The 22,343-nt window shown below is 49.6% G+C and carries 21 protein-coding genes; 16 read left to right on the top strand and 5 right to left on the bottom strand.

From position 1 onward, the window contains the following. Positions 1 to 2 precede the first annotated feature (2 nt). The 5 genes from purQ to purN are packed head-to-tail and all read left to right on the top strand — an operon-like array spanning position 3 to position 6,021. Positions 3 to 695, top strand: a complete 693-nt coding sequence (gene purQ / locus HPY31_RS18100; protein WP_172141848.1) for a phosphoribosylformylglycinamidine synthase subunit PurQ — start codon at positions 3 to 5, stop codon at positions 693 to 695. Further along, positions 676 to 2,919 (top strand): phosphoribosylformylglycinamidine synthase subunit PurL, encoded by a 2,244-nt coding sequence (gene purL, locus HPY31_RS18095; RefSeq protein ID WP_172141847.1) that lies wholly within the window; start codon positions 676 to 678, stop codon positions 2,917 to 2,919. The genes purQ and purL overlap by 20 nt, the downstream gene beginning before the upstream one ends. Then, complete coding sequence (gene purF / locus HPY31_RS18090; RefSeq protein ID WP_172141846.1) at positions 2,904 to 4,322, top strand: amidophosphoribosyltransferase; 1,419 nt, start codon at positions 2,904 to 2,906, stop codon at positions 4,320 to 4,322. The genes purL and purF overlap by 16 nt, the downstream gene beginning before the upstream one ends. A gap of 56 nt (positions 4,323 to 4,378) precedes the next feature. Continuing rightward, positions 4,379 to 5,419, top strand: a complete 1,041-nt coding sequence (gene purM, locus HPY31_RS18085) for a phosphoribosylformylglycinamidine cyclo-ligase (RefSeq protein WP_172141845.1) — start codon at positions 4,379 to 4,381, stop codon at positions 5,417 to 5,419. Beyond that, positions 5,413 to 6,021, top strand: coding sequence for a phosphoribosylglycinamide formyltransferase (gene purN / locus HPY31_RS18080; protein WP_172141844.1), 609 nt, complete (start codon positions 5,413 to 5,415; stop codon positions 6,019 to 6,021). The genes purM and purN overlap by 7 nt, the downstream gene beginning before the upstream one ends. A gap of 60 nt (positions 6,022 to 6,081) precedes the next feature. On the opposite strand, the gene HPY31_RS18075 is transcribed toward purN, so the two are convergent. Next, a complete protein-coding gene (locus tag HPY31_RS18075) occupies positions 6,082 to 7,017 on the bottom strand; it encodes a magnesium transporter CorA family protein (RefSeq protein ID WP_172141843.1) in 936 nt (311 codons plus the stop codon). 425 nt (positions 7,018 to 7,442) lie between these two features. On the opposite strand from HPY31_RS18075, the gene HPY31_RS18070 reads away from it, so the two are divergent. From HPY31_RS18070 to purD, 3 genes are all read left to right on the top strand, one after another. Next, positions 7,443 to 7,820 carry a hypothetical protein gene (locus HPY31_RS18070; protein ID WP_172141842.1) on the top strand — a complete coding sequence of 126 codons (378 nt, stop codon included), beginning with the start codon at positions 7,443 to 7,445 and terminating at the stop codon, positions 7,818 to 7,820. Between the two features lie 181 nt (positions 7,821 to 8,001). Then, a complete protein-coding gene (gene purH, locus HPY31_RS18065) occupies positions 8,002 to 9,552 on the top strand; it encodes a bifunctional phosphoribosylaminoimidazolecarboxamide formyltransferase/IMP cyclohydrolase (RefSeq protein ID WP_172141841.1) in 1,551 nt (516 codons plus the stop codon). Between the two features lie 79 nt (positions 9,553 to 9,631). Continuing rightward, the gene (gene purD, locus HPY31_RS18060; RefSeq protein WP_172141840.1) at positions 9,632 to 10,909 is read left to right on the top strand and encodes a phosphoribosylamine--glycine ligase; all 1,278 of its coding nucleotides are present in this window, start codon (positions 9,632 to 9,634) and stop codon (positions 10,907 to 10,909) included. 59 nt (positions 10,910 to 10,968) lie between these two features. Here the strand turns inward: purD and HPY31_RS18055 are convergent, their stop codons facing one another. The 4 genes from HPY31_RS18055 to HPY31_RS18045 form a co-directional block, all read right to left on the bottom strand. Further along, positions 10,969 to 12,177: an MFS transporter gene (locus tag HPY31_RS18055; RefSeq protein WP_172141839.1), complete on the bottom strand. Its 1,209-nt coding sequence runs from the start codon at positions 12,175 to 12,177 to the stop codon at positions 10,969 to 10,971. Positions 12,178 to 12,188: 11 nt separating this feature from the next. Further along, the gene (locus HPY31_RS18050) at positions 12,189 to 12,572 is read right to left on the bottom strand and encodes a MarR family winged helix-turn-helix transcriptional regulator (protein ID WP_172141838.1); all 384 of its coding nucleotides are present in this window, start codon (positions 12,570 to 12,572) and stop codon (positions 12,189 to 12,191) included. Positions 12,573 to 12,744: 172 nt separating this feature from the next. Continuing rightward, positions 12,745 to 12,849 carry an EYxxD motif small membrane protein gene (locus tag HPY31_RS29230; RefSeq protein ID WP_371811737.1) on the bottom strand — a complete coding sequence of 35 codons (105 nt, stop codon included), beginning with the start codon at positions 12,847 to 12,849 and terminating at the stop codon, positions 12,745 to 12,747. A 48-nt stretch (positions 12,850 to 12,897) separates the two neighbouring features. Beyond that, positions 12,898 to 13,428 (bottom strand): YgaP family membrane protein, encoded by a 531-nt coding sequence (locus tag HPY31_RS18045; protein ID WP_172141837.1) that lies wholly within the window; start codon positions 13,426 to 13,428, stop codon positions 12,898 to 12,900. 66 nt (positions 13,429 to 13,494) lie between these two features. On the opposite strand from HPY31_RS18045, the gene HPY31_RS18040 reads away from it, so the two are divergent. The 8 genes from HPY31_RS18040 (at position 13,495) to pdxR (ending at position 22,320) form a co-directional block, all read left to right on the top strand. Beyond that, positions 13,495 to 13,650, top strand: coding sequence for a hypothetical protein (locus tag HPY31_RS18040; RefSeq protein WP_172141836.1), 156 nt, complete (start codon positions 13,495 to 13,497; stop codon positions 13,648 to 13,650). After that, positions 13,622 to 15,385, top strand: a complete 1,764-nt coding sequence (locus HPY31_RS18035; RefSeq protein ID WP_172141910.1) for an adenine deaminase C-terminal domain-containing protein — start codon at positions 13,622 to 13,624, stop codon at positions 15,383 to 15,385. Before HPY31_RS18040 ends, HPY31_RS18035 begins: the two co-directional genes overlap by 29 nt. 236 nt (positions 15,386 to 15,621) lie before the next feature. After that, complete coding sequence (locus HPY31_RS18030; RefSeq protein WP_172141835.1) at positions 15,622 to 16,857, top strand: branched-chain amino acid ABC transporter substrate-binding protein; 1,236 nt, start codon at positions 15,622 to 15,624, stop codon at positions 16,855 to 16,857. Positions 16,858 to 16,917: 60 nt separating this feature from the next. Beyond that, positions 16,918 to 17,964 (top strand): branched-chain amino acid ABC transporter permease, encoded by a 1,047-nt coding sequence (locus HPY31_RS18025; protein ID WP_087342177.1) that lies wholly within the window; start codon positions 16,918 to 16,920, stop codon positions 17,962 to 17,964. 9 nt (positions 17,965 to 17,973) lie between these two features. Beyond that, on the top strand, positions 17,974 to 19,257 hold the full coding sequence (locus HPY31_RS18020) for a branched-chain amino acid ABC transporter permease (RefSeq protein ID WP_172141834.1): 1,284 nt from the start codon (positions 17,974 to 17,976) through the stop codon (positions 19,255 to 19,257). 21 nt (positions 19,258 to 19,278) lie between these two features. Continuing rightward, the gene (locus HPY31_RS18015) at positions 19,279 to 20,055 is read left to right on the top strand and encodes an ABC transporter ATP-binding protein (RefSeq protein WP_172141833.1); all 777 of its coding nucleotides are present in this window, start codon (positions 19,279 to 19,281) and stop codon (positions 20,053 to 20,055) included. 14 nt (positions 20,056 to 20,069) lie between these two features. Continuing rightward, the gene (locus tag HPY31_RS18010) at positions 20,070 to 20,777 is read left to right on the top strand and encodes an ABC transporter ATP-binding protein (RefSeq protein WP_016741241.1); all 708 of its coding nucleotides are present in this window, start codon (positions 20,070 to 20,072) and stop codon (positions 20,775 to 20,777) included. Positions 20,778 to 20,859: 82 nt separating this feature from the next. Beyond that, positions 20,860 to 22,320 carry a MocR-like pyridoxine biosynthesis transcription factor PdxR gene (gene pdxR, locus HPY31_RS18005; RefSeq protein WP_172141832.1) on the top strand — a complete coding sequence of 487 codons (1,461 nt, stop codon included), beginning with the start codon at positions 20,860 to 20,862 and terminating at the stop codon, positions 22,318 to 22,320. Positions 22,321 to 22,343: the final 23 nt, after the last annotated feature.

The raw sequence follows: 22,343 nt of genomic DNA, 5'->3' as shown, positions 1-22,343 counted from the left end.
ATATGCGAGTAGCCGTTATCGTCTTTCCAGGCTCGAACGCCGACGTTGATTTGTTTAACGCAGTTGAAGACGTAATGGGAGTGCCTGTGGATTACGTATGGCATTCCGATACGGATCTTTCTAAATATGATGCGATTCTCTTGCCAGGTGGATTCTCTTATGGAGATTATCTGCGCTGTGGTGCAGTCGCTCGTTTTTCACCCGTCATGGAGCAAGTGGTGAAGGCAGCAGAAGAAGGAAAGCTGATCATGGGAATCTGCAATGGCTTCCAGATCCTGACCGAAGTGGGACTGTTGCCAGGAGCACTCTTGCGTAACCGTTCACTGAAATTCCGTTGCAAGCTGTCCGAATTGCGCGTGGAAAACAACGATACCTCCTTTACCCGTGATTTCGCGGCAGGGGAAGTCATCCAAATTCCGATCGCGCACGGCGAAGGAAACTACTACTGTGATGAGGAAACACTGGCGAAGCTTAAAGCGAACAAACAGATCGTTTTCCGCTATCATGGCGAGAATCCGAATGGTTCACTGGAAGACATCGCGGGCATTTGCAACGAACGTGGAAACGTACTTGGCATGATGCCTCACCCGGAGCGTGCCGTCCACTCTTGGATGACTTCCGATGACGGACGCCGGATGTTTACCTCGATCCTGAAGACTTGGAGGGAGCAGAACAGTGTCACAACTCACGCATAAAGAACCGACAGCCGAACAAATTGCCGATCAAAAACTGTACAAAGAAATCGGTCTGACTGACGAAGAATATCAGCGTGTCGTAGAAATTCTCGACCGCAAGCCGAACTGGACGGAAACAGGTCTGTACAGCGTCATGTGGTCGGAGCACTGCTCCTACAAAAACTCCAAGCCTGTCCTGCGTCGTTTCCCGACAAAAGGACCTCGCGTTTTGCAAGGACCTGGGGAAGGTGCGGGTATTGTCGACATCGGTGACAATCAGGCGGTTGTTTTCAAAATCGAAAGCCATAACCACCCATCTGCGATTGAGCCGTACCAAGGGGCTGCGACTGGTGTGGGCGGTATCATCCGTGACGTATTCTCGATGGGCGCGCGTCCGATTGCGCTGCTCAACTCGCTTCGATTCGGGGAGCTCAAGTCTCCTCGCGTCAAATATTTGTTCGAAAACGTCGTTGCAGGTATTGCAGGCTACGGGAACTGCATTGGGATTCCTACTGTGGGTGGCGAAGTGAATTTTGACCCTACGTATGAAGGCAATCCGCTTGTCAACGCCATGTGTGTCGGCTTGATCGACCACGAGAAGATTCAAAAAGGGGTAGCGTCCGGTATCGGCAACCCTGTTATCTACGTTGGTGCAAGCACGGGGCGTGACGGTATTCACGGGGCGACTTTCGCATCCGAGGAGCTCACAGAAGAGTCGGAGAAAAAACGCCCGGCAGTACAAGTCGGCGATCCATTCATGGAAAAGCTCCTGCTGGAAGCGTGCCTGGAGCTGATCGACACGGGTATCGTTGTCGGGATTCAGGACATGGGAGCGGCTGGCTTGACGAGCTCCAGCTCCGAGATGGCGTCCAAGGCGGGCAATGGTATCGAAATGAATCTGGACCTCGTGCCACAGCGCGAAGCTGGCATGTCTGCATACGAAATGATGCTGTCTGAGTCTCAGGAGCGTATGCTCGTCGTCGTGGAAAAAGGCAAAGAGGCAGAAGCGATTGCGATTTTTGACAAATGGGGTTTGGCGTCCGCTGTCGTGGGCAAAGTAACCGAAGACAGCAAGCTGCGCTTGTTGCACCAAGGTGAGGTAGTAGCAGAGGTGCCAGTAGACAGCTTGGCTGACGACGCGCCTGTGTACCACCGTCCATCTGCGGTGCCTGCTTACTACGAAGCAAACGCGAATGTAGATGTGTTGGCAGCCATCCAAGAACCGAAAGATCTGAATGGTACGCTGAAAAGCTTGCTGGCTCAGCCAACCGTGGCGAATAAAGCATGGGTATATGAGCAATATGATCATATCGTACGTGCAAACACAGCTGTAAAGCCTGGTTCTGACGCTGCTGTTGTCATGGTGCGCGGTACTCGCAAGGCCCTTGCCATAAGTACAGATTGCAACGGTCGCTATGTGTACCTCGATCCAAAAGTGGGCGGCGCCATTGCGGTTGCAGAATCTGCGCGCAACGTGGTCTGCTCCGGTGCAGAGCCGCTGGCGATTACGGACTGTCTGAACTTCGGAAGTCCGGAAAAGCCTGAGGTGTTCTGGCAATTTGAAAAATCGTGCGAGGGCATGAGCGAAGCGTGCGTAGCACTCGATGCTCCAGTTATCGGCGGAAACGTATCTTTTTACAATGAACGCAGCGGTGACGCGATCTATCCAACCCCAACGGTGGGAATGGTCGGCTTGATCACTGATGTTGACCATATTACGACCCAGGATTTCAAAAACGAAGGCGACGCGATCATTCTGTTGGGTGAGACTTTCGCAGAGCTGGGCGGCAGTGAGTATCAAAAGATGGCTACGGGCAGCATTTCCGGTCGTCCTCCACAAATCGATCTGACTAAGGAAGCGGCGGTACAAAAGCTGGTTCTCACAGCGATTCGCCAAGGTCTGGTGAACTCCGCACACGATCTGTCCGAAGGTGGTCTCGGTGTCGCACTGGCTGAATCTTGCTTCGGAAAAGGTTTCGGTGCGCAGGTGACTCTTACGTCCGAGCTGCGTACTGATGCGCTCTTGTTCAGTGAATCTCAATCTCGCATCTTGCTCAGTGCTTCTGGGGAGCAAGCGGCGGCGATTCTCGCATTGGCAGGTGAACATGGCGTACCTGCTGAAAACATCGGTACGGTCGGCGGCGATCGTCTGGTAGTGAACGTGAACGGTACAGAAGCGATCAACGCTTCGACTCAAGAGGTGAAAGCAGCCTGGAAGGATGCGATTCCATGTTTGATCGGTTAATCTGGGACAAATTGAATGAAGAATGCGGCGTTTTTGGCATCTACAACCACAAAGAAGCATCCCAATTGACCTATCTGGGTCTGCACGCCCTTCAGCATCGCGGTCAGGAGAGCGCAGGTATCTGCGCCTCCGACGGCGAGAAGTGGTATAAGCACCGCGGAATGGGCCTCGTGTCAGAGGCTTTTGGCAAGGGCGATCTGGAGAAGTTCAGCGGTCATATCGCAATTGGTCATACCCGTTATACGACTGCTGGTTCGAGTAAGATTGAAAACGCCCAACCGCTCTTTTTCCGCTATGCACAAGGCAGCATGGCAGTTGCCCACAACGGGAATCTCGTAAATGCCGCTGTGCTTAGAAAAGAGCTGGAAGCAAAGGGCTCCATATTTCAGACGACCAGCGACACTGAGGTGATCGCACACCTGATCGCCCGCTCTGAGTGCAAGGATTTGCCAGGAGCGGTAAAGGATGCTCTGCAATACATCAAGGGAGCGTATGCGCTTCTCGTCATGAACGAAAACCAGCTCGTGATCGCCCTCGATCCGAATGGCTTGCGTCCACTGTCACTGGGACGTCTCGGAGATGCGATCACTGTCGCGTCCGAGACTTGTGCGTTCGATATCATTGGTGCGCAATATTGGCGTGATGTACAACCGGGTGAGCTGATCGTCATCGACAAGAATGGCATTACCGAGAGCAAGCATACAGAAACGACACAGCGTTCGATTTGTACGTTTGAATACATTTATTTTGCCCGACCAGACAGTGACATCGACGGAATCAACGTCCACATGGCGCGCAAACGTCTGGGCAAGCAGCTGGCTTTGGAATCCGCAATTGATGCTGATGTCGTCACAGGTGTACCGGATTCGAGTATCTCTGCTGCTATCGGATTTGCGGAAGCGACAGGAATTCCGTACGAAATCGGCTTGATCAAAAACCGCTATGTCGGACGTACCTTCATTCAGCCGAGTCAGGAGCTGCGTGAGCGCGCTGTCTATCTCAAGCTGTCTGCGGTTCGCAAAGTAGTGGAAGGCAAACGCGTCGTGATGATTGATGACTCCATTGTTCGTGGTACGACGAGTAATCGGATCGTCCGCATGCTGCGTGAGGCTGGCGCCAAAGAAGTCCATGTGCGCATCAGCTCTCCACCTGTTATGAATTCTTGCTTTTACGGCATCGACACCTCGTCGCGTGAGGAACTGATTGCGTCGACCAAATCCGTAGAGGAAATTCGTCAAATCATTGAGGCTGATTCCCTGTCGTTCTTGTCTATTGAAGGAATGATCGATGCAATTGGCCGCACCGATTCAGCTCCTAATAGAGGACACTGCCTCGCATGCTTTAACGGAGAATATCCGACAGAGATTGAGTTCGAAGAAGCGCTACCTGCGCTCAAATGCTAACCGTGCTTCTTATGAACAACCGCTAATACAAGCACCTCTTGCTAGGGGGAGAAACGATGAGTGAAGCATATAAACAAGCTGGCGTAGACATCGATGCGGGCAACGAAGCCGTCGAGCGCATGAAAAAGCACGTCAAAAGAACATTCCGCCCGGAAGTTATGACTGATTTGGGCGGGTTCGGAGCGCTGTTTCGCCTGGATACCAAAAAATACGAGAATCCGATTCTCGTTTCCGGCACAGATGGGGTTGGAACCAAGCTAAAGCTCGCTTTTGCCATGGACAAACACGATACAATTGGCATCGATGCGGTCGCTATGTGCGTCAATGACGTAGTGGTTCAAGGGGCAGAGCCGCTCTTTTTCCTCGATTATCTGGCAGTAGACAAGGTCATTCCAGAAAAAATCGAAGCGATTGTCAAAGGGATTGCGGAAGGCTGCTCTCAGTCCGGCTGCTCGCTGATTGGCGGGGAGACTGCCGAGATGCCTGGCATGTACGCAGAAGGCGAATACGACATCGCAGGCTTTACCGTAGGTGTCGTGGACGAGAGCAAAATGATTACGGGAGCTTCCGTGGCGGCAGGCGATGTACTGATCGGTCTGGCTTCCAGCGGCGTGCACAGCAATGGCTTCTCGCTCGTTCGCAAGGTTCTTTTGGCAGACAAAGGCATGTCTCTGCATGATCATGTTGACGTATTGGGCAAAAAGCTCGGCGAAGAGCTGCTGACACCGACCCGCATTTATGTGAAGCAAGTACTATCTGTTCTCGAGTCACATGAAGTGAAAGCGCTGGTACACATCACAGGCGGCGGCTTTACTGAAAACATTCCACGCGTGCTTCCAGAAGGAATGCAGGCTGTGATCAACGTTGGTTCCTGGCCTGTGCTGCCAATTTTCGAGCTGGTACAAGAGGCGGGGAACATCTCTTACCCGGATATGTACAAGACGTTCAACATGGGCATTGGCATGATGCTTGTCGTGAAGCCGGAAGACGCAGTGAGTGTGATGGAAAAGCTGCAAGAGCTGGGAGAACAGGCGTATTTGATCGGACAAATTCAAGCGGGAGAGCGCAAAGTCGTATACAACGGGGTGGAATGGTGAGAAAGCTGGCCATTTTCGCCTCAGGCAGCGGCTCCAACTTTGAAGCGATCGTGCAGGCTGTACAGGACGGTAGGCTCGCAGGTGTAGAAGTTGGCTTGCTCGTGTGTGACAAGCCCGGCGCCAAGGTTTTGGAACGGGCAGAGCGTTTAGGGATCGACGCCTTTGTTTTTCAACCGAAGGAGTATGCAGACAAGGCTGCTTTTGAACAGGAAATAGTGGCGCAGCTCCAAAAACTCGATATATCGCTGGTTGTGCTGGCAGGCTACATGCGGTTGGTGGGCGACACTCTTTTGTCATCCTACGAAGGAAAAATCATCAATCTGCATCCGTCACTTTTGCCTGCTTTCCCAGGAAAAGACGCGGTTGGTCAGGCACTCGCATACGGGGTAAAGATAACAGGGGTAACGGTACATCTGGTTGATGCCGGTCTGGATACAGGGCCGATCATTGCCCAAATTCCCGTAGCGGTGCAAGAAGCAGATACGGCTGAGACCTTGGCGGCTCGCATCCATGCTGTGGAGCATGAGCTTTTGGTGAAGGTCATTGGCTATTTAGCAGACGAGAGAGTAAAGCTGGAAGGAAGGCTTGTCCAGCTGACGTAAATCGAGAGAGAAAGCAGTAACCGACATCCTTTTACGATGTCGGTTTTTTGGTCATCCGTTTTAAAAATACTTCTTTCTCCAAAACAGGAGGGCAGTTACGGACGTAATGGCGGTGGACATGATCATAATGATCGTGAATGCGTGCGGATGATCTTGAAAAGGAAGCCCGACGTTCATCCCGTAAAAGGTGCCAATCACCATAGGTAACGTGATGACAATAGTAATGGCAGTTAACAGCTTCAATACGCGATTCAGATTATTGGAGATGACGGAGCCAAAGCCATTCATGATGTTCCCTAAAATAGCGGTATAGATTTCCGTCATTTTGATGGCCTGCTTGGTTTCGATTTTTACTTCTTCCAGCAGCGCCTTATCTTCTTCGTACATTTTCAAATAACTGCCGCTCCGAAGCAGGGAGATCAACAGACTGTTCGTTTCCAGGGACGTCGAAAAATAAACGAGACTTTTCTGCAATTCAAGTAAGGTAAGCAGTTCATTGTTTTTCGTCGATTGCCGCAACGATTTTTCCAGCGTTTCTGTCTGCTTGTTGATTTTTTTCAAGTAATGCAAATAATTATGCGACGTATTCGATAAAATTTGCAGGACGAACCGGTTTCGCATGTGCGTGTGAAAGCTTTTCACTTTTCCTTGGACGAACTCATTCATGACAGCCGTTTCTACCAGACAAACCGTTAAGATATAATCTTCCGTCACCATGATTCCCAATGGAACCGTCGTATAGTTGTCTTTCGTCGCTTCTTTCGTGGAGATTGGGATGTCCACGTAGAGCTTCACGCGGTTCCCTTCCTTGTCGATCCGTCCGATTTCTTCATCATCAAGGGCATCCTGCAAAAAATGAAGATCAATCGACAACTCTCTGACGACTTGAAGCTTTTCTTGCTCAGAAGGATCGGTCAGATGAATCCAGCAGCCTTTTTCAAATTGGTGCAGTTCTTCTATTTTTCCGAGGGTATTCGTTTTGTAAATGTTCAACATGGTTTTCTCATCCTTTCGCAAAGAAGGATCGGAGGGATACGACCATGTTGCGCAAGCATGCCTACATAGAGATACTTACATACACTCGTCCCATAAAAAGGGAGAATGATGAATAAGGTATGGGGAACATGCCGCAGCGCCACAAGGTCGGAAAATTCTCCGTACACAATCTTGATTGCAGTTATTCATTCCGCAACTTGGACTACTGTCCATTAAAACGTTCCCCCCCTTTCGAGAATAAAAACCCTCTTGTTTTCTCGTCCTACATGCATGTTATTCATGTCCTTTCAGACGGTGTCGGCTTCTAACATGACCGACTCACCCTATTTTGCTGCTATGCTTCTTCCACGAATCATGACAAACCAAATCAACTCTTGTGACATACAGTAATAAAGAAGGATATTCCCACAAAGGGAGGGGCCGACTTGAGCGGAGATTTTGTTTCGAACTTGCTCGATAAGCTAAGCCAAAAAACCGGGCGGCAATGGACGCTTAACGATATTATGAAGCTCGCGGAAAAAATGCCGAAGGGCGGAGCCAATGTAGATGCGCTGCTCGATGAGCTGGGAAATATGGGATTCCAAGTGCCAGAGGAGACGAAAGAGCGCGTCAGGGATCGTGTAAAGGACGGCAATTCCATCTCCATGGAAGAGTTAGGGGACTTAATGCCCAAAGAAGTAAAGGCGAAGAGCCGTAAGTCGAAGAAGCCGATCAAGCCAATCAGGGCGACTGCCAAAGGCAAATCAGTCTCCCTGTCAGACCGCATCAAAAGGCTATCAGGCAAAGGCAAGAAAAAACGATAATTTCATCAAAGCAAATACAGGTGGATGCAGTCGCAAGTGCCGAACAGGCATGGGCGGCTGCGTTTGTTTTCCTCATGAAGTTATTGATAATAGCGTACGATTATTTTATAATATATGAGTATTGTTCGTGTTTTGGTCAATAGTTACTCATGTTTTCACTAAAATTCAGGAGGTTCTATCCGTGAGTGTGAAAAAAGCGTTGATCAGCGTTTCTGACAAGACAGGATTGATTCCGTTTGCCCGTCGATTGGTAGCCGCCGGGGTACAGATCATTTCTACCGGGGGTACGGCTTCTCTTTTAAAAGCAGAGGGAGTTCCCGTCATTGGCATTTCTGAAGTGACTGGATTTCCAGAAATTTTGGACGGTCGCGTCAAAACGTTGCATCCCAATATCCACAGCGGCCTCTTGGCTGTAAGGGACAGTGAAGCACATGTGCAGCAACTAAAAGACCTTGGGATTGAGACCATTGATCTGGTTGTCGTAAACCTGTATCCTTTCAAGGAAACAATAGCGAAGCCAGATGTGACATATGAAGATGCCATTGAGAATATTGATATTGGTGGACCAACAATGCTGCGTTCTGCTGCGAAAAATCACGCGTTTGTCAGTGTGGTGGTCGATGCAGCCGATTATGAAAAAGTAGCAGAAGAAATTGAAGCAAATGGCGATACTACGCTAGAAACCCGTCGTAAGCTGGCAGCAAAAGTTTTCCGTCATACAGCTGCCTATGATGCCTTAATCTCTCGCTATTTGAGTGAGCAGGTGGGCGAACTGCTGCCTGAGAGCTACACGGTGACTTACGAGAAAGCACAGGATTTACGCTATGGGGAAAATCCACACCAACGTGCGGCATTTTACCGTGAGCCATTATCGGATCAGCTGAGCATCGGGAATGCGAGTCAGCTGCAAGGAAAAGAGCTTTCCTATAACAACATCAATGACGCAGACGCAGCGTTGGCGATTGTACGCGAATTCGCTGAACCTGCTGTCGTTGCGATCAAGCACTCCAACCCTTGTGGAGTAGGGATTGGCGCTGATATTCGCGCCGCTTACCAAAAAGCGTACGAAGCAGACCCTGTCTCTATTTTCGGTGGGATTGTGGCAGCAAACCGCACGATTGACCGTGACACCGCACTCGCGATGAAAGAGATTTTCTTGGAAATTATTATCGCACCAGACTTCACCGAAGAGGCGTTGACTGTTCTGGCTGAGAAAAAGAACCTCCGTCTCTTGCGTATTTCTGCGCTGAATGAACCAGCCAAAAAAGTGGACAACCTGTTCCGCGTGGCTCCTGTTGCAGGCGGGGCACTCATTCAAGACTTCGACTACAAGCAGCTCGAAGAAAGCGAGATTCAAGTGGTTACAGACCGCAAGCCTTCGGAAGAGGAACTGGCACAGCTGAAATTCGCGTGGAAGGTCGTCAAGCACGTCAAGTCGAATGCGATTCTATTGGCAAAAGACAATATGACTATCGGTGTGGGCGCAGGTCAGATGAACCGCGTTGGGGCAGCAAAAATCGCCATCGAGCAAGCAGGTACATTGGCAAGTGGCTCGGTTCTGGCCTCAGATGCGTTTTTCCCGATGGGAGACACCGTGGAAGCGGCAGCTAAAGCAGGGATTACCGCTATCATCCAGCCAGGCGGCTCGATTCGCGACCAAGAATCGATTGATGCTTGCAACCGAGCAGGCATTGCGATGATCTTTACCGGCACGCGTCATTTCAAGCACTAAAAGAGGCTATTTGGGAGTAACTTTCGCTTTTTTAACACGTATGAAAGAGTGGATTACCTCTCACACAGGAGGAAATACAATGAAAATATTAGTGATCGGTGGCGGCGGTCGAGAACACACGATTGCCTGGAAGCTGTTGCAGAGTTCTAAAGTGACAAAGGTATACTGTGCGCCAGGAAATGGGGGCACCGCCCAAATCGCTCAAAACGTTCCGATCGGTGTCCATGATTTTGCTGCACTGGTTCAATTCGTCAAGGATGAGGGAATCGATCTGACTGTCGTTGGCCCAGAAGATCCTTTGCTGGCGGGGATTGTAGACTTTTTCCAGGAGCGCAATCTGCCGATCTATGGCCCGAACCAAAAAGCGGCAATGATCGAGGGAAGCAAGTCTTTTGCGAAAAGTTTAATGAAACGCTACGAGATTCCGACGTCTGCCTATGAATCATTTCTGGATTACGAATCGGCGAGTGCGTATGTGAGAGAGCAGGGCGCTCCTATCGTTGTCAAAGCGGATGGCTTGGCAGCGGGGAAAGGGGTCGTTGTCGCAGAAACGGTGGAGGAAGCGGAAGAGGCACTTCGTCAGATTATGCAGGAAAGCGTCTTTGGTGAAGCGGGAGCGCGCGTGGTCATTGAGGAGTGCATGTTCGGTGAAGAGCTGTCGCTGTTGTCTTTCGTCGATGGAGAGACGGTTAAGCCGATGATTACTTCTCAGGATCATAAGCGAATCTTCAATGATGACCGCGGCCCGAATACAGGCGGCATGGGAACATACGCCCCGGTACCGCAAATGTCTGCTGAGCTGGTGGACGAGATCGTCAAAACGATTGTCCAGCCGATGGCTTCAGGGATGGCCAAGGATGGCATTCCGTTCAAAGGCATTCTCTACACAGGTCTGATGATTACGGAGCAAGGCCCGAAAGTCGTGGAGTTCAATGCGCGTTTTGGCGATCCAGAGACACAGGTGCTCTTGCCGTTACTCGAAACAGATTTGCTCGATATTTTTGTCGGAACGATCAATGGTGAGCTCGATGCAGTCGATGTGACATGGCAAAAAGGAAGTGCTGTCTGTGTCGTCATGGCAGCGCCGGGTTATCCGGGAGAATATCCAAAGGGTGCGTTGATTCACGGACTGGGTCAGGCAAATGAGGGAGCTACGGTGTTTCACGCAGGTACGAAGGAAACTGAGGAAGGCATCGTTACGAGCGGTGGCCGTGTACTTGGCGTCGTGGCAACAGGAGCGGATTTGGCGCAAGCGCGTGAGACGGCGTACGCGAAGGTGCAGGGGATCTCGTTTGATGGGGCGCAGTATCGCACGGATATTGCGGCACGAGCGATGAAGTATCAGCAAAAGGGATAAAAAGAACAAGCTGTTCCTTCTGTAGAGATTTCTACGTGGGGAACAGCTTTTTTTGGTTACTATATACTAACGTTTTCACCTGCGATGGCCGCTTTTTTCGCCTTAGCCGCAGCCACCTGCGAAAGGAAATAAACAATAAGGAACAGCAGCAAGCAAGCCGCCGACCAGCGGTACATGACAGAGTAGCTCGAATGTGTCGCGATGACGCCGAGGAGCATAGAGCCAACCGCGATCCCCAGATCGATGGAATTAAAGAACAGTCCATTCGCCATGCCGCGTTGCTCAGGTGTGACGACCTTCACCATCCACGCCTGGATAGATGGCTGAATCATGCCATAGCCAAGGCCATAGAAGGCAGCAGAGACGAGAAGCAAGGACTCTGTCGTTGTCAGGGACAGGAGCAAGAGGCTGATCCCGACGAAAATCGCACCGGGAGGCAGGACGGCAATGTGCCCTTTGCGATCATAAAGCTTGCCGGAAAACGGACGAATCAACACCATCGCCAGAGCATTCGTAAGGAAAAACCAGCCGACATTCTCAATGTGGGCCTCTTTTCCATACAAGGCCAAAAAGCTGAGAATCCCGCCATACGTAATGGATAAACAAAAGTTCAGTCCAGCTGGAAGCAGCAGCTTTTTATCATAAAATCGACGAATGCCTGTGACCGTTTGTGTGTTCCCGGACGACACAGGAAGCTGATTGTAGGCCCGGATAAAATGCATTAACGGAAAAATAATAACAACTAACAACACGAGAACCATGAGCATCGATCCGAATCCAAACCCATTTAACACGCCAAGTCCAATCAACGGGCCGAGTGCCATAGCCAGGCTGGTCGATAAGCCGAAATAACCCATGCCTTCGCCGATTCTTCTGGCAGGAATCACATTAGAGACAATCGTCGGAAAGGTCGTGCTGCCCATCCCAAAGCCGATGCCGACCAGGATTCGCAACAGAAGAAAGAACACAATGCTTCCCGCCCAGTAATAGCCTGCGCTGAAAATCGCGACAAATCCAAGTGCTACGATTGCCAAGAGCTTACTGCTTTTCGTTTTCAAAGCTTCCCCGGTAAATACCCTTGCGATCACTGCTGCAAGTGAAAACAAGCTAATAACCAGGCTGACAACAAAATCATTGGCCTGATAAGCTTCCTTCACATAGGCAGGGAATGTTGGGGTTTGCATTTGAACCGTGAGAAACAACAACAAATTGCATACAGTTAACAGGACGAAATCTCTCGTCCACAGTCTCTCCCTACTCTCTCCCAATGCTGTCACTCCTAGTCTGTCGTTTTTCTATTGATGTTCTCGTTAATCTCCAGCAAGATTTCCCGTAGGAAGGCCAGCTTTTCAGGAGAGATCCCTTCCAAAATGTCCGCAACAGCCTGAGCCTCTACAGGAATTGCTTGCTCAAGCCATTCCCGTCCTTTCGGGGAAAGGGTAATGATGTAAGCGCGGCGGTCTTGGTCGCTCAATGTCTTTTCGATAAAGCCTTTTTTGGCGAGTGTGTCTAAAATGCGTGTCATGGAAGGCTGATCCTTCGCAGAGCGCTGGGCCAGCTCTTTTTGATTGATACCCTCTTCCTCGCGTAGCCGATAAAGAACGGCAAACTGCTCCGTGGTCAAATCAAACTCCTTTAAAAAAAGGGAAACATAATGAATCATTCTCCGGTATGTATTTCCAATAAGAAATCCAACCGGTTCCTTTTGCCAATGATCGATCAGGGGAATAACCCTCTTTCGTTCAAAAATACTTGCAACGACAATTATATGCACAACAATTAATTTTGTAAATGGAAAAAACCGCCCTATGAAAAGGCGGTTGGTTGCTTCTCCTTTACTGACGATATCTCCCTCTCTTTCGCGAGGTGCGAAAGAAGTAATATCCCATTACGCCGATGACGCCAATTATCGTGGCAATGACAAAGAAGTTATGGGACATCCATTCATACATCTGGGAGCAGACAAGCATATGCAGTGCCTCCTCTCCTTATGTGTACGTGGGGTAACGAGTGCTGCTGTTGTTATTTTCTTGGGAGCGAAATGAAATGATCTCTCTTGCCGCTTTTTCGAGAAGTTGATCCTCGGGAGTAAGCTTCGTATTTTGCTGATTGGTGATTGTTTGTTTTTCTGGATTTCTCAATAATTGTGAGCTTGTGGAATACTGTATGCTTGCCTTATTCGTTGTCGCTGGCGTGTTGCTCTCATCATCCTGGCTGGTGTTCGAGTCTTTGATGGGCGCAATATTCATGGAGCGGGTAAACTGGTTGACTGCCATCTGCACGCCTTTTTTCTTGAGCTGATCCATCATGCCATTCCCTTTTTTCGTATTGATGCCCAGCGCTGCGTACATCGGACAAAAGCGAGTAGCTCCTTCCGCTACTTTCATTGCTGAAAAAGCCATGAGCAGCCATGGAGTGTTGGATGGGCGACGACTCATTTTTCCGATGCCATACGCCAAGCCCAACAGACCACCAGTTATACGAATCATGGCATCAGTTCTACCTACGTTTTTATGCATGAGAGTTGTCCTCCTGTCGCAATTACGTCTATTCCCTAGTGTGTAATAAAGGGGGACAAGACACCCGTGGGAATTGTTACTACCATTACCAAGCTTGCAGGGGAATGGATGATGGGAGGAGAAGGTGTAGAGAGTGATGAACGACCGTTCATTTTGAAGAAACATCGGGAGACCAGCGAGGAGAGAAGAAATGATGCGCGTACGAGCCCTATCAGATCGTGATTACTTGAACATGATTCGCGTGAGCAGACGTCAGGCACCGGCAAGCCTCTGGATAAAAGGCGCAAGCGTTCTGAATGTGTACACAAAAGAATGGCAAGAGCATCACGTCTCAGTGGCAGGAGAGCGTATTGCTTATGTAGGAGAAAAAGAGCCATTGGTCGATGATCAGACCGTGATTATAGAGGCGGCTGGACAATATCTCGTGCCGGGTTACATCGAGCCTCACGCGCATCCGTTTCAATGGTATAACCCTTATACGTTGGCTGACTTTGCTTTGCAGACGGGAACGACTGGTATGGTGTCGGATACGTTAATGCTCATGCAGCTGCCCTTTTCGCAAACGGCAGCGATCATGGATTCTTTGGCAGCACATCCCGTGAAGCAATTTTTCTGGGGCAGACTCGATCCGCAGACAGGGAAAGCTCATCCGTCGTTCACGAAGGAAAATTTGGCGCGAATGCTGGAACATCCACGCGTGATCCAGGGCGGTGAGTTGACGAATTGGGGCGGTGTTTTACAAGAGGATGAGACGCTGCTTTTTGGTTTGAAGCATACGCGGGACTTGGGCAAAAGGATGGAAGGGCATCATCCGGGGGCGTCATACGAGACATTGAACATTGCCGCAGCAGCCGGTATAACAGCTTGTCATGAGGCTATCCAAGCTGCTGATTTGCTCTCGCGCATCCGTTTAGGCATGTATGCGACACTGCGCCATTCCTCTATTCGCCCTGATCTGCCGGAGCTGGTGAAGGGCTGGTTGGAGTTGGGGGTGCCGTGGTCTTCACGGATGATGCTGACATCGGATGGAAGCACACCGCCGATGCATCGTGACGGGTTCATGGATAGTACGCTCCGTGTTGCCATGGAAGCGGGAATGCCGCCAGAAGAAGCGTATGTCATGGCGACCCTGAACCCGGCTGTCTATTATGGGCTGGACGCGGAGATCGGAGGAATTGCGCCAGGTCGAATCGCCGATATGCTATTGTTGACGGCAAAGGATCAACCGACTCCATCCATCGTGATTGCAAATGGACAACGTGTGGCAGAAAAAGGGACTCTGCTCGTTCCAACCGTTCAGCCACAATGGGAGGAAGCTTCGTTACGTTTCGCTGATCCATTGAAAAAACAGGCACATCCTGATTGGTTCCGCCTGCGGCCAGATGCGGACGGCAAGACCCCTGTGCTACAGATGCTGAATGCCGTTATCACGCGGCTGTCGCTAGAAGACATGCCCGTTGATCAGGACGGATACGTATCCTTGCAGCATGATCCGCAGTTGGCATTGATCGCTATTATTGATGCAAATGCAACTGGAGGCAACCGAACAATGGCAGTGCTTCACGGCTTCGGTGAGCATCTCGAAGGACTAGCCAGCACTTATTCAGCTTCTGGCGATTGGATCGTAATCGGACGCGATCCTCAAGCGATGGCGCAAGCACTGGAGCGTATTCGGGAAATAAAAGGTGGAGTCGTCCTAATCGATGAAGGAAAAATCATTTGCGAATGCCCATTGCCTCTTGCTGGAAAATTCGCGTCGGCACCGATGGAGGAAGTAATTGGCATGGGTGAAAATTTGGTAAATCAGCTCCGTTCCAAAGGACATGTCCATCTCGATCCGATTTATTCGCTTTTGTTTTTTACGGCTACCCACTTGCCGTATGCACGTCTAACGGCTACAGGCATTGTCGATGTGAAAAGTGGGCAAATCGTCGTTCCGGCACTTCCTCTACCTTGAGGGAGTGTTTTTTTGCTATTACACAAACAATCGTGATCGTTTGTGAATCAATGATATATGTATATAAAATATATTTTACTTCTTGTAAATTATCAGATTTATTTTAAAATAAAAACAACCAAGCCTATCTATCTTTATCCCCGAAGAGTATCGTTTTTGAAAGTCGCAACCTGGCTAACGTGGTAGATGGATTGGGTAACAAGAACAAAGAATGATAGAAGGGGGATTCATTCTGAATGAAAAAGCGTTCTTATGTGGGGGTTTTATCTGCGGTATTGGCTGCGAGTATGGCATTAACAGGTTGCGCAGGAAATAGCAATTCAAGCGGAGGAAGTAACGCAAGCGGCGGGCAAAGTCAGCCAGCTCCGGGCAACAGTGGTGGAGGAACGACCGAGGGTGGCCTCATCAAAATTGCCACACAATCCCCTCTGTCCGGGAGCAATTCTGCTATCGGAGATGCGATTAAGACAGGCGCTGGTTATGCTCTCGAAAAGCGCAAGGAAGAATTTAAAGCACTTGGATTTGATCTCCAGCTTTTCCCTCAGGATGATCAAGGCGACCCGAAAATTGGGGTATCCAATGCGGAGATGCTCATCTCTGATCCCGATGTGTACGGTGTAGTCGGGCATTATAACACAGGGGTTGCCATTCCGTCGTCTGTAAAGTACGACGAAGGCAAGCTGGTCATGGTATCCCCGGCAAATACAGGGGTGAAGCTCACGGAGGAAGGCAAGAAAACCGTCCATCGAATCTGTGCTCGCGATGACGCACAAGGACCAAAGGCTGCTCTTTATGCAAAGAATACACTTGGTGTAAAAACGGCCTATATTATCCATGATAAGACAGCATACGGCCAAGGTCTGAGCGATCAAGTGAAGATGCAATTCGAAAAGGACGGAGTCCAAATCCTTGGCTTTGAGGGGATCACCCAGGGCGAAAAAGACTACAGCGCGGTACTTAACCAGGTAACGGTGAAAAACCCGGACATTATCTTTTTCGGAGGTCTTTATCCAGAAGGTGGAATTTTGGTCAAGCAAGCTCGTGAAAAAGGATTTAAGGGTTATTTTATGGGTGGCGACGGCTTGGATTCTTCTGATATGATAAAAATAGCCGGTAATGCTGTCGAAGGTGTAGTCTTTACGTCAGTAGCAGGGGACGTAACGCAAACCGAAGAGGGCAAAAAATGGGCTGAAGAGTACAAGAAAGCCACAAACAAGCCTCTGGAAACCTATTCCGTCTATGGTTTCGACTCCATGAACGTCATCCTCAATGGTGTCTTGGAAGCTGCCAAAGCGAACGGAGGCAAAAAACCAACCCGCGAGCAAGTCCTCGATGCAGTCCACAAAACCAAAGATTTTCAGGGTCAATTCACCAAGGTTACCTTTGATGAAAAAGGTGACAACACAAATGCAGACGTATTCATTTACAAGTTTGACAAGGACAAATCCATTTTCGTAGGCAAGGCCGAGTAATCACACCACACAACGCGGACACACTCCCATGCCTCATACCAGGATAGGGGCTGCACGCCAGTGTTGGCCCCTTTTCCACGAGAAAACACGTCCAGTCAACGTATTGAATGCAGAAAATTTGTACAAGTCTACAAGGGAAATGAGGGATGGGAAAGCATGATCAATATTTTGCCTCAGGTGTTGGTTGACGGATTGACACTTGGATTTATGTACGCAGTCGTGGCTTTGGGCTACACAATGGTTTACGGGATTTTGGAAATTATCAACTTTGCCCATGGAGACATTTTCATGGTCGGAGCCTTTATCGGTACGGAGGTATTGTTGATCTCTGATGCGCTAGGGGCACTTGAAGGTATGAATCCATTTGTCGCACTTTTCATAACACTCATAATTGCCATGGTATTAACTGGTGCTTTGGGGGTAGGAATTGAGAGGATTGCCTATCGACCACTGCGTGGGGCACCTCGTCTTGTGCCGTTGATTTCGGCGATAGGTGTATCGTTTTTGCTGCAAGACCTCGTACGTTTTACAGAAGCACTGGCTCGCAATGAGTTTTATCTAAACAGTCCCGCTCTTTTTACGGGCTCAATTCCATTAGGAAGTATTGCTACGATTCCAACAAAAGGTTTGATCGTAATTGTAATTGCGATCGTCATGATGATTGCGTTGACGTTGTTTGTGAATAAAACAAAGTGGGGAATCGCCATGCGCGCCGTCGCACAGGACCAGAGTACGGCTTCGCTGATGACCATAAATGTAAACAAAGTAATCATGCTTACGTTCTTGATTGGCTCCAGCCTAGGTGGCGCGACAGGTGTTCTGTTTGCGCAAAACTACGGGACGATCGATCCTTATATCGGTTTTATTCTCGGTCTAAAAGCATTTACAGCTGCCGTACTCGGTGGGATTGGGAACCTGCGTGGTGCGATGATCGGTGGCGTACTCCTCGGTCTTCTGGAATCCTTGTCCGGAGCCTTTATGGGGCCGTTGACCAACGGAGCCTTTGGTGCAGAGTACAAAGACGTGTTCGCGTTCAGTATTTTAATTCTCGTGCTTCTCTTCAAGCCAGAAGGACTGTTTGGCGAAGCTGTAAAAGAGAAAGTGTAGGTGAAATAAATGGCAAATCTCGCTTGGAAATCTTTCAAAGGTATTCCGCTCGTATTCACGTTGATCTGGATTGTAGGCTTTTCTGCCGCATTGTACCTGATGGATAAATCAGTGATCGCGTTTCTCGGCATTCTTTCTTCCATTGTGCTTGTCTATTACACCAATACCACCAAGTCGATCAAAATGGCGATTGGCGCTATCGTTCTTCTCCTGATCATTCCATTGGTAGCCGGTGAAAACCGTTACTACATGGAGGTAGCCTCGCAGGTAGGCATTTACGTAGCGATGGCTTTGGGCTTGAATATCGTAGTAGGCTTTGCTGGTTTGCTTGATTTGGGTTATGTCGCGTTTTTTGCTGCTGGGGCGTATGCGTACGCGATTTTCTCGACCTCGCAAGCGAATGAGTTTATTGCAGGGAATCTGTTCCCGCTCTCTGGTGAGTGGTTTTGGCCGTTTCTCATAGTCGGCTTGATTGTGGCCGCTGTTTTCGGAATATTGCTAGGATTGCCAGTTCTCAGAGTAAAAGGTGATTACCTCGCGATCGTGACCTTGGGCTTCGGTGAAATCATTCGCATTGTCTTCAACAACCTGGACAAGCCCATCAACATCACCAACGGTCCACAGGGAATCACGCCGATTCCGTCTCCTGAGCTGTTTGGGATCAAGATGGGGACGCCGTTTTACTTTTACTTCATCGTGTTGTTTGTGATTGCCTTTATCGTGTTGGCGAATATACGCTTTGAGCATTCCCGTTTGGGACGTGCATGGATTGCGGTACGTGAGGATGAGCTGGCTGCCCAGTCCATGGGGATTTCTTTGTTGAATACCAAGCTGGCTGCATTTGCATTGGGTGCTTCCTTCGCAGGTGTCGTGGGTGTTATCTTTGCGGCCAAGCAGACGTTTATCGATCCGACTTCCTTTACGCTGATGGAATCGATCGGGATATTGGTGATGGTTATTCTGGGTGGTAGTGGCAGCATTCCAGGCGTTGTGCTTGGAGCCGCATTTGTGACAATCTTGCAGGTACAGCTCTTGAAAGAATTTTCCAACTTCCTGCACGGTCTGCAAAATTCGGGCATCATCAGTTTGCCAAACCAGCTGGACCCATCCAAGTTCCAGCGCCTCATTTTCGGAATTATGCTCATTCTCGTAGCCTTGTATCGCCCTAACGGATTGATTCCGGCCAAACGGAAGAAAAACGATCTCGATGCGATCAAAAAGAGCGAGTTTGGCAAAGAAAAGCTGGGGATTCTCGGCAGACTGTCCCAATTGACTTCTGGAAAACAGTCATAGCGGACGAGGAGGGAAATGAGCATGGCATTGTTAGAGGCAAAAAATTTGACGAAGCGCTTTGGTGGCCTGGTAGCCAATCAAGACGTCTCGATTGACATCGAAAAAGGAAGCATTACGGCGGTCATCGGGCCGAATGGAGCCGGAAAAACGACTTTTTTCAATATGATTACCGGATTTTACGAGCCAGACGAGGGAGAAATCCTGCTGAATGGCAAAAGCATCAAGAAGCTTCGTCCCGATCAGATCGCGAGTCGCGGTATCACCCGTACCTTTCAAAACATTCGTCTGTTCAAGGAAATGACGGCTTTGGAAAATGTCATGGTGGGTGTGCATAGCCGCTTATCGGCTGGAATTCTTGGAATCTTGTTCAACTCCAAACGTGTACGCCAGGAGGAAGAGCGGACGCGCGTCGAGGCTTATCAGCTCATGGAGTATGTCGGGATCGCGCATATTGCCAATGAAGCGGCAGGGAGTCTGCCTTACGGGTTGCAACGACGATTGGAAATCGCGCGGGCGATGGCAACCAATCCGCAAATCATTTTGCTCGATGAGCCAGCGGCAGGGATGAACCCTCGCGAAACGATTGAGATGACGGATTTTATTCGTCGGCTGAAAAAAGAGCTCGATTTGACGATTATCTTGATCGAGCATGACATGAAGCTGGTCATGGGACTTAGCGAGTACATTCACGTGCTGGATTACGGGCGAAAAATTGCAGAAGGAACACCTGAACAAATCCGTAACAACCCTAACGTCATTGAGGCCTATCTCGGAAAAAGTGCGTCGGACGTGTCGTAGAAGGAGGAAAATCGATGGCATTGCTAGAGCTGACTAACGTTCATACGTATTACGGCGGCATCCACGCATTAAAAGGTTTGAGCATAACGGTAAACGAAGGCGAAGTGGTGACGCTAATCGGTTCCAACGGGGCAGGTAAATCGACCACGTTGAAAACGATATGTGCACAGACCCGTGCCAAAGAAGGAAAAGTCATCTTTAATGGCAAAGACATTACGCAGATGCGTACACATGATATTGCCTTAGCGGGAATCGCTCACGTCCCGGAAGGCCGCCGTATTTTTCCCAAGCTGACCGTACGCGAAAATTTGGAGATGGGGGCCTTCAGTGTATCGGACAAAAAGGTGATTGAAGAAGGAATCGAGCGTGCCTTTGCTTACTTTCCACGACTGAAGGAACGGGTTAATCAAAAAGGTGGAACGATGTCAGGCGGAGAGCAGCAAATGCTGGCGATTGCTCGTGGACTGATGATGAAGCCAAAAATTCTCATGCTCGATGAACCGTCGATGGGATTGGCGCCGATTCTGGTGGAGCAGATTTTTGACATCGTTACGGAACTGAACAAGGAAGGCATGACGATTCTCTTGGTCGAGCAAAATGCGAATCAGGCGCTGTCTGTCGCGCATCGCGGTTATGTGATTCAGACAGGCGAAATTATTTTGCAAGACGATGCCCAGACATTATTGATGAATCCGCAGGTAAGAGAGGCGTATTTGGCGTAATAGTGGTGTAATAGAAACGTGAGTACCGATGGGGATTTTTGCTCCCGTCGGTTTTTCATTTATTCAGCGAGGAGGATGTGGCTTGCTAGATATTAGTCCCCGCTTTGTAGAAGGGAGCGAACCTCTCTATCTACAGCTTTATCGCTATTTTTGTACAGAAATTCAAGGGGGACGGTTAATCTCCGGGACACGTCTGCCTTCTGTTCGGGCCTTGAGCGGATTTTTGCAGGTGAGTAAAACGACTGTCGAGAGTGCCTATCATCAGCTCATGGCAGAAGGCTACATCGAGAGTCGGGAGCGCAGCGGATTTTATGTGGTCGATGTGGACTGGGATGGGCAAGTGCCTGTACCTACAGGGAAAGGGCAGCAACCAGCTAAAACGGCTTACGTCCAAACAACCCCATCTACGCTCTCAGCAGTTCTGATCCAATATGATTTTCACCAAGCGCGCGTTGATGCCGAGCATTTTCCTTTTGACCGTTGGCGCAAGTACACCAACCAATGCATGCAGCAAGAGAACATGCATGTGCTTTACTATGGCGACCGACAAGGAGAGCCGCAGCTGCGGGAGGAGCTCGCACGCTATCTCGGACGAGCTCGGGGTGTGCAAGCTACGCCGGAACAAATTGTAATCGGTGCGGGGACGCAGGTGATCATCAGCTTATTGGGGTTCCTATTCGGAACACGGGGGCAGGCTGTTGCGATGGAGGAGCCGGGTTATCACGGTGTTCGTACCGTGTTTTCCCATTTGGGCTATGATGTGCGCCCGATCAGACTGACAGAGGATGGGATTGATGTGGAAGCGCTCAGTGAGAGTGGAGCACAGCTGGTTTATATCACACCCTCTCATCAGGACCCTTCCGGAATTGTCATGCCGTATGCCAAACGGCTAAAGCTGCTACACTGGGCGAATCAGACGGGGAGCTACATCATGGAGGACGACTACGATGGTGAGTTTCGCTATCATGGCAAACCGATCCCTTCCCTTCAGGGGCTGGATACACAAGGACGAGTCATTTATTTGGGGACGTTTTCCAAGGCGTTGCTGCCGTCGATTCGGATGAGCTATATGGTTTTGCCGCAATCCTTATTGGCGGTGTTTCAGGAGAAATTAGCGGATTTTGACCAGTCGGCATCGCGTATTCATCAGGAGACGCTGGCCCTGTTTATGAAAAATGGCGATTGGGAGCGACATATTCGCAAGATGCGGACGCTTTACCGCAAAAAGCATGGAGTGCTGCTTCAGTGCTTGCAGGAACACTTTGGGCCATACATCCGGATCAAAGGGCAGGATGCCGGGTTGTCTGTGACGGTAGAAGTGAAAAGTGAAAGCACTCCGCAACAGTTGACGCAAATCGCGGCTGCATCAGGCGTTCGTGTCTATCCAACCGCACATAAATGGATTCATCCACAGGAAAATGGACTGCCGGCTTTTCAGTTCGGCTTCGGGGGGCAGACCATCGAGGAGATTGAGGCTGGCATTCGTCTGTTAAAACGTGCATGGGAGCCTTATTTGCACAAAGATATGGGCCAGGTATTTTAAAATCAAAACGGCACTCAGCATGA

The organism is Brevibacillus sp. HB1.3, assembly GCF_013186635.1.
GTDB lineage: Bacteria > Bacillota > Bacilli > Brevibacillales > Brevibacillaceae > Brevibacillus > Brevibacillus brevis_D.
This window is presented reverse-complemented; position numbering and strand designations above follow the sequence as displayed.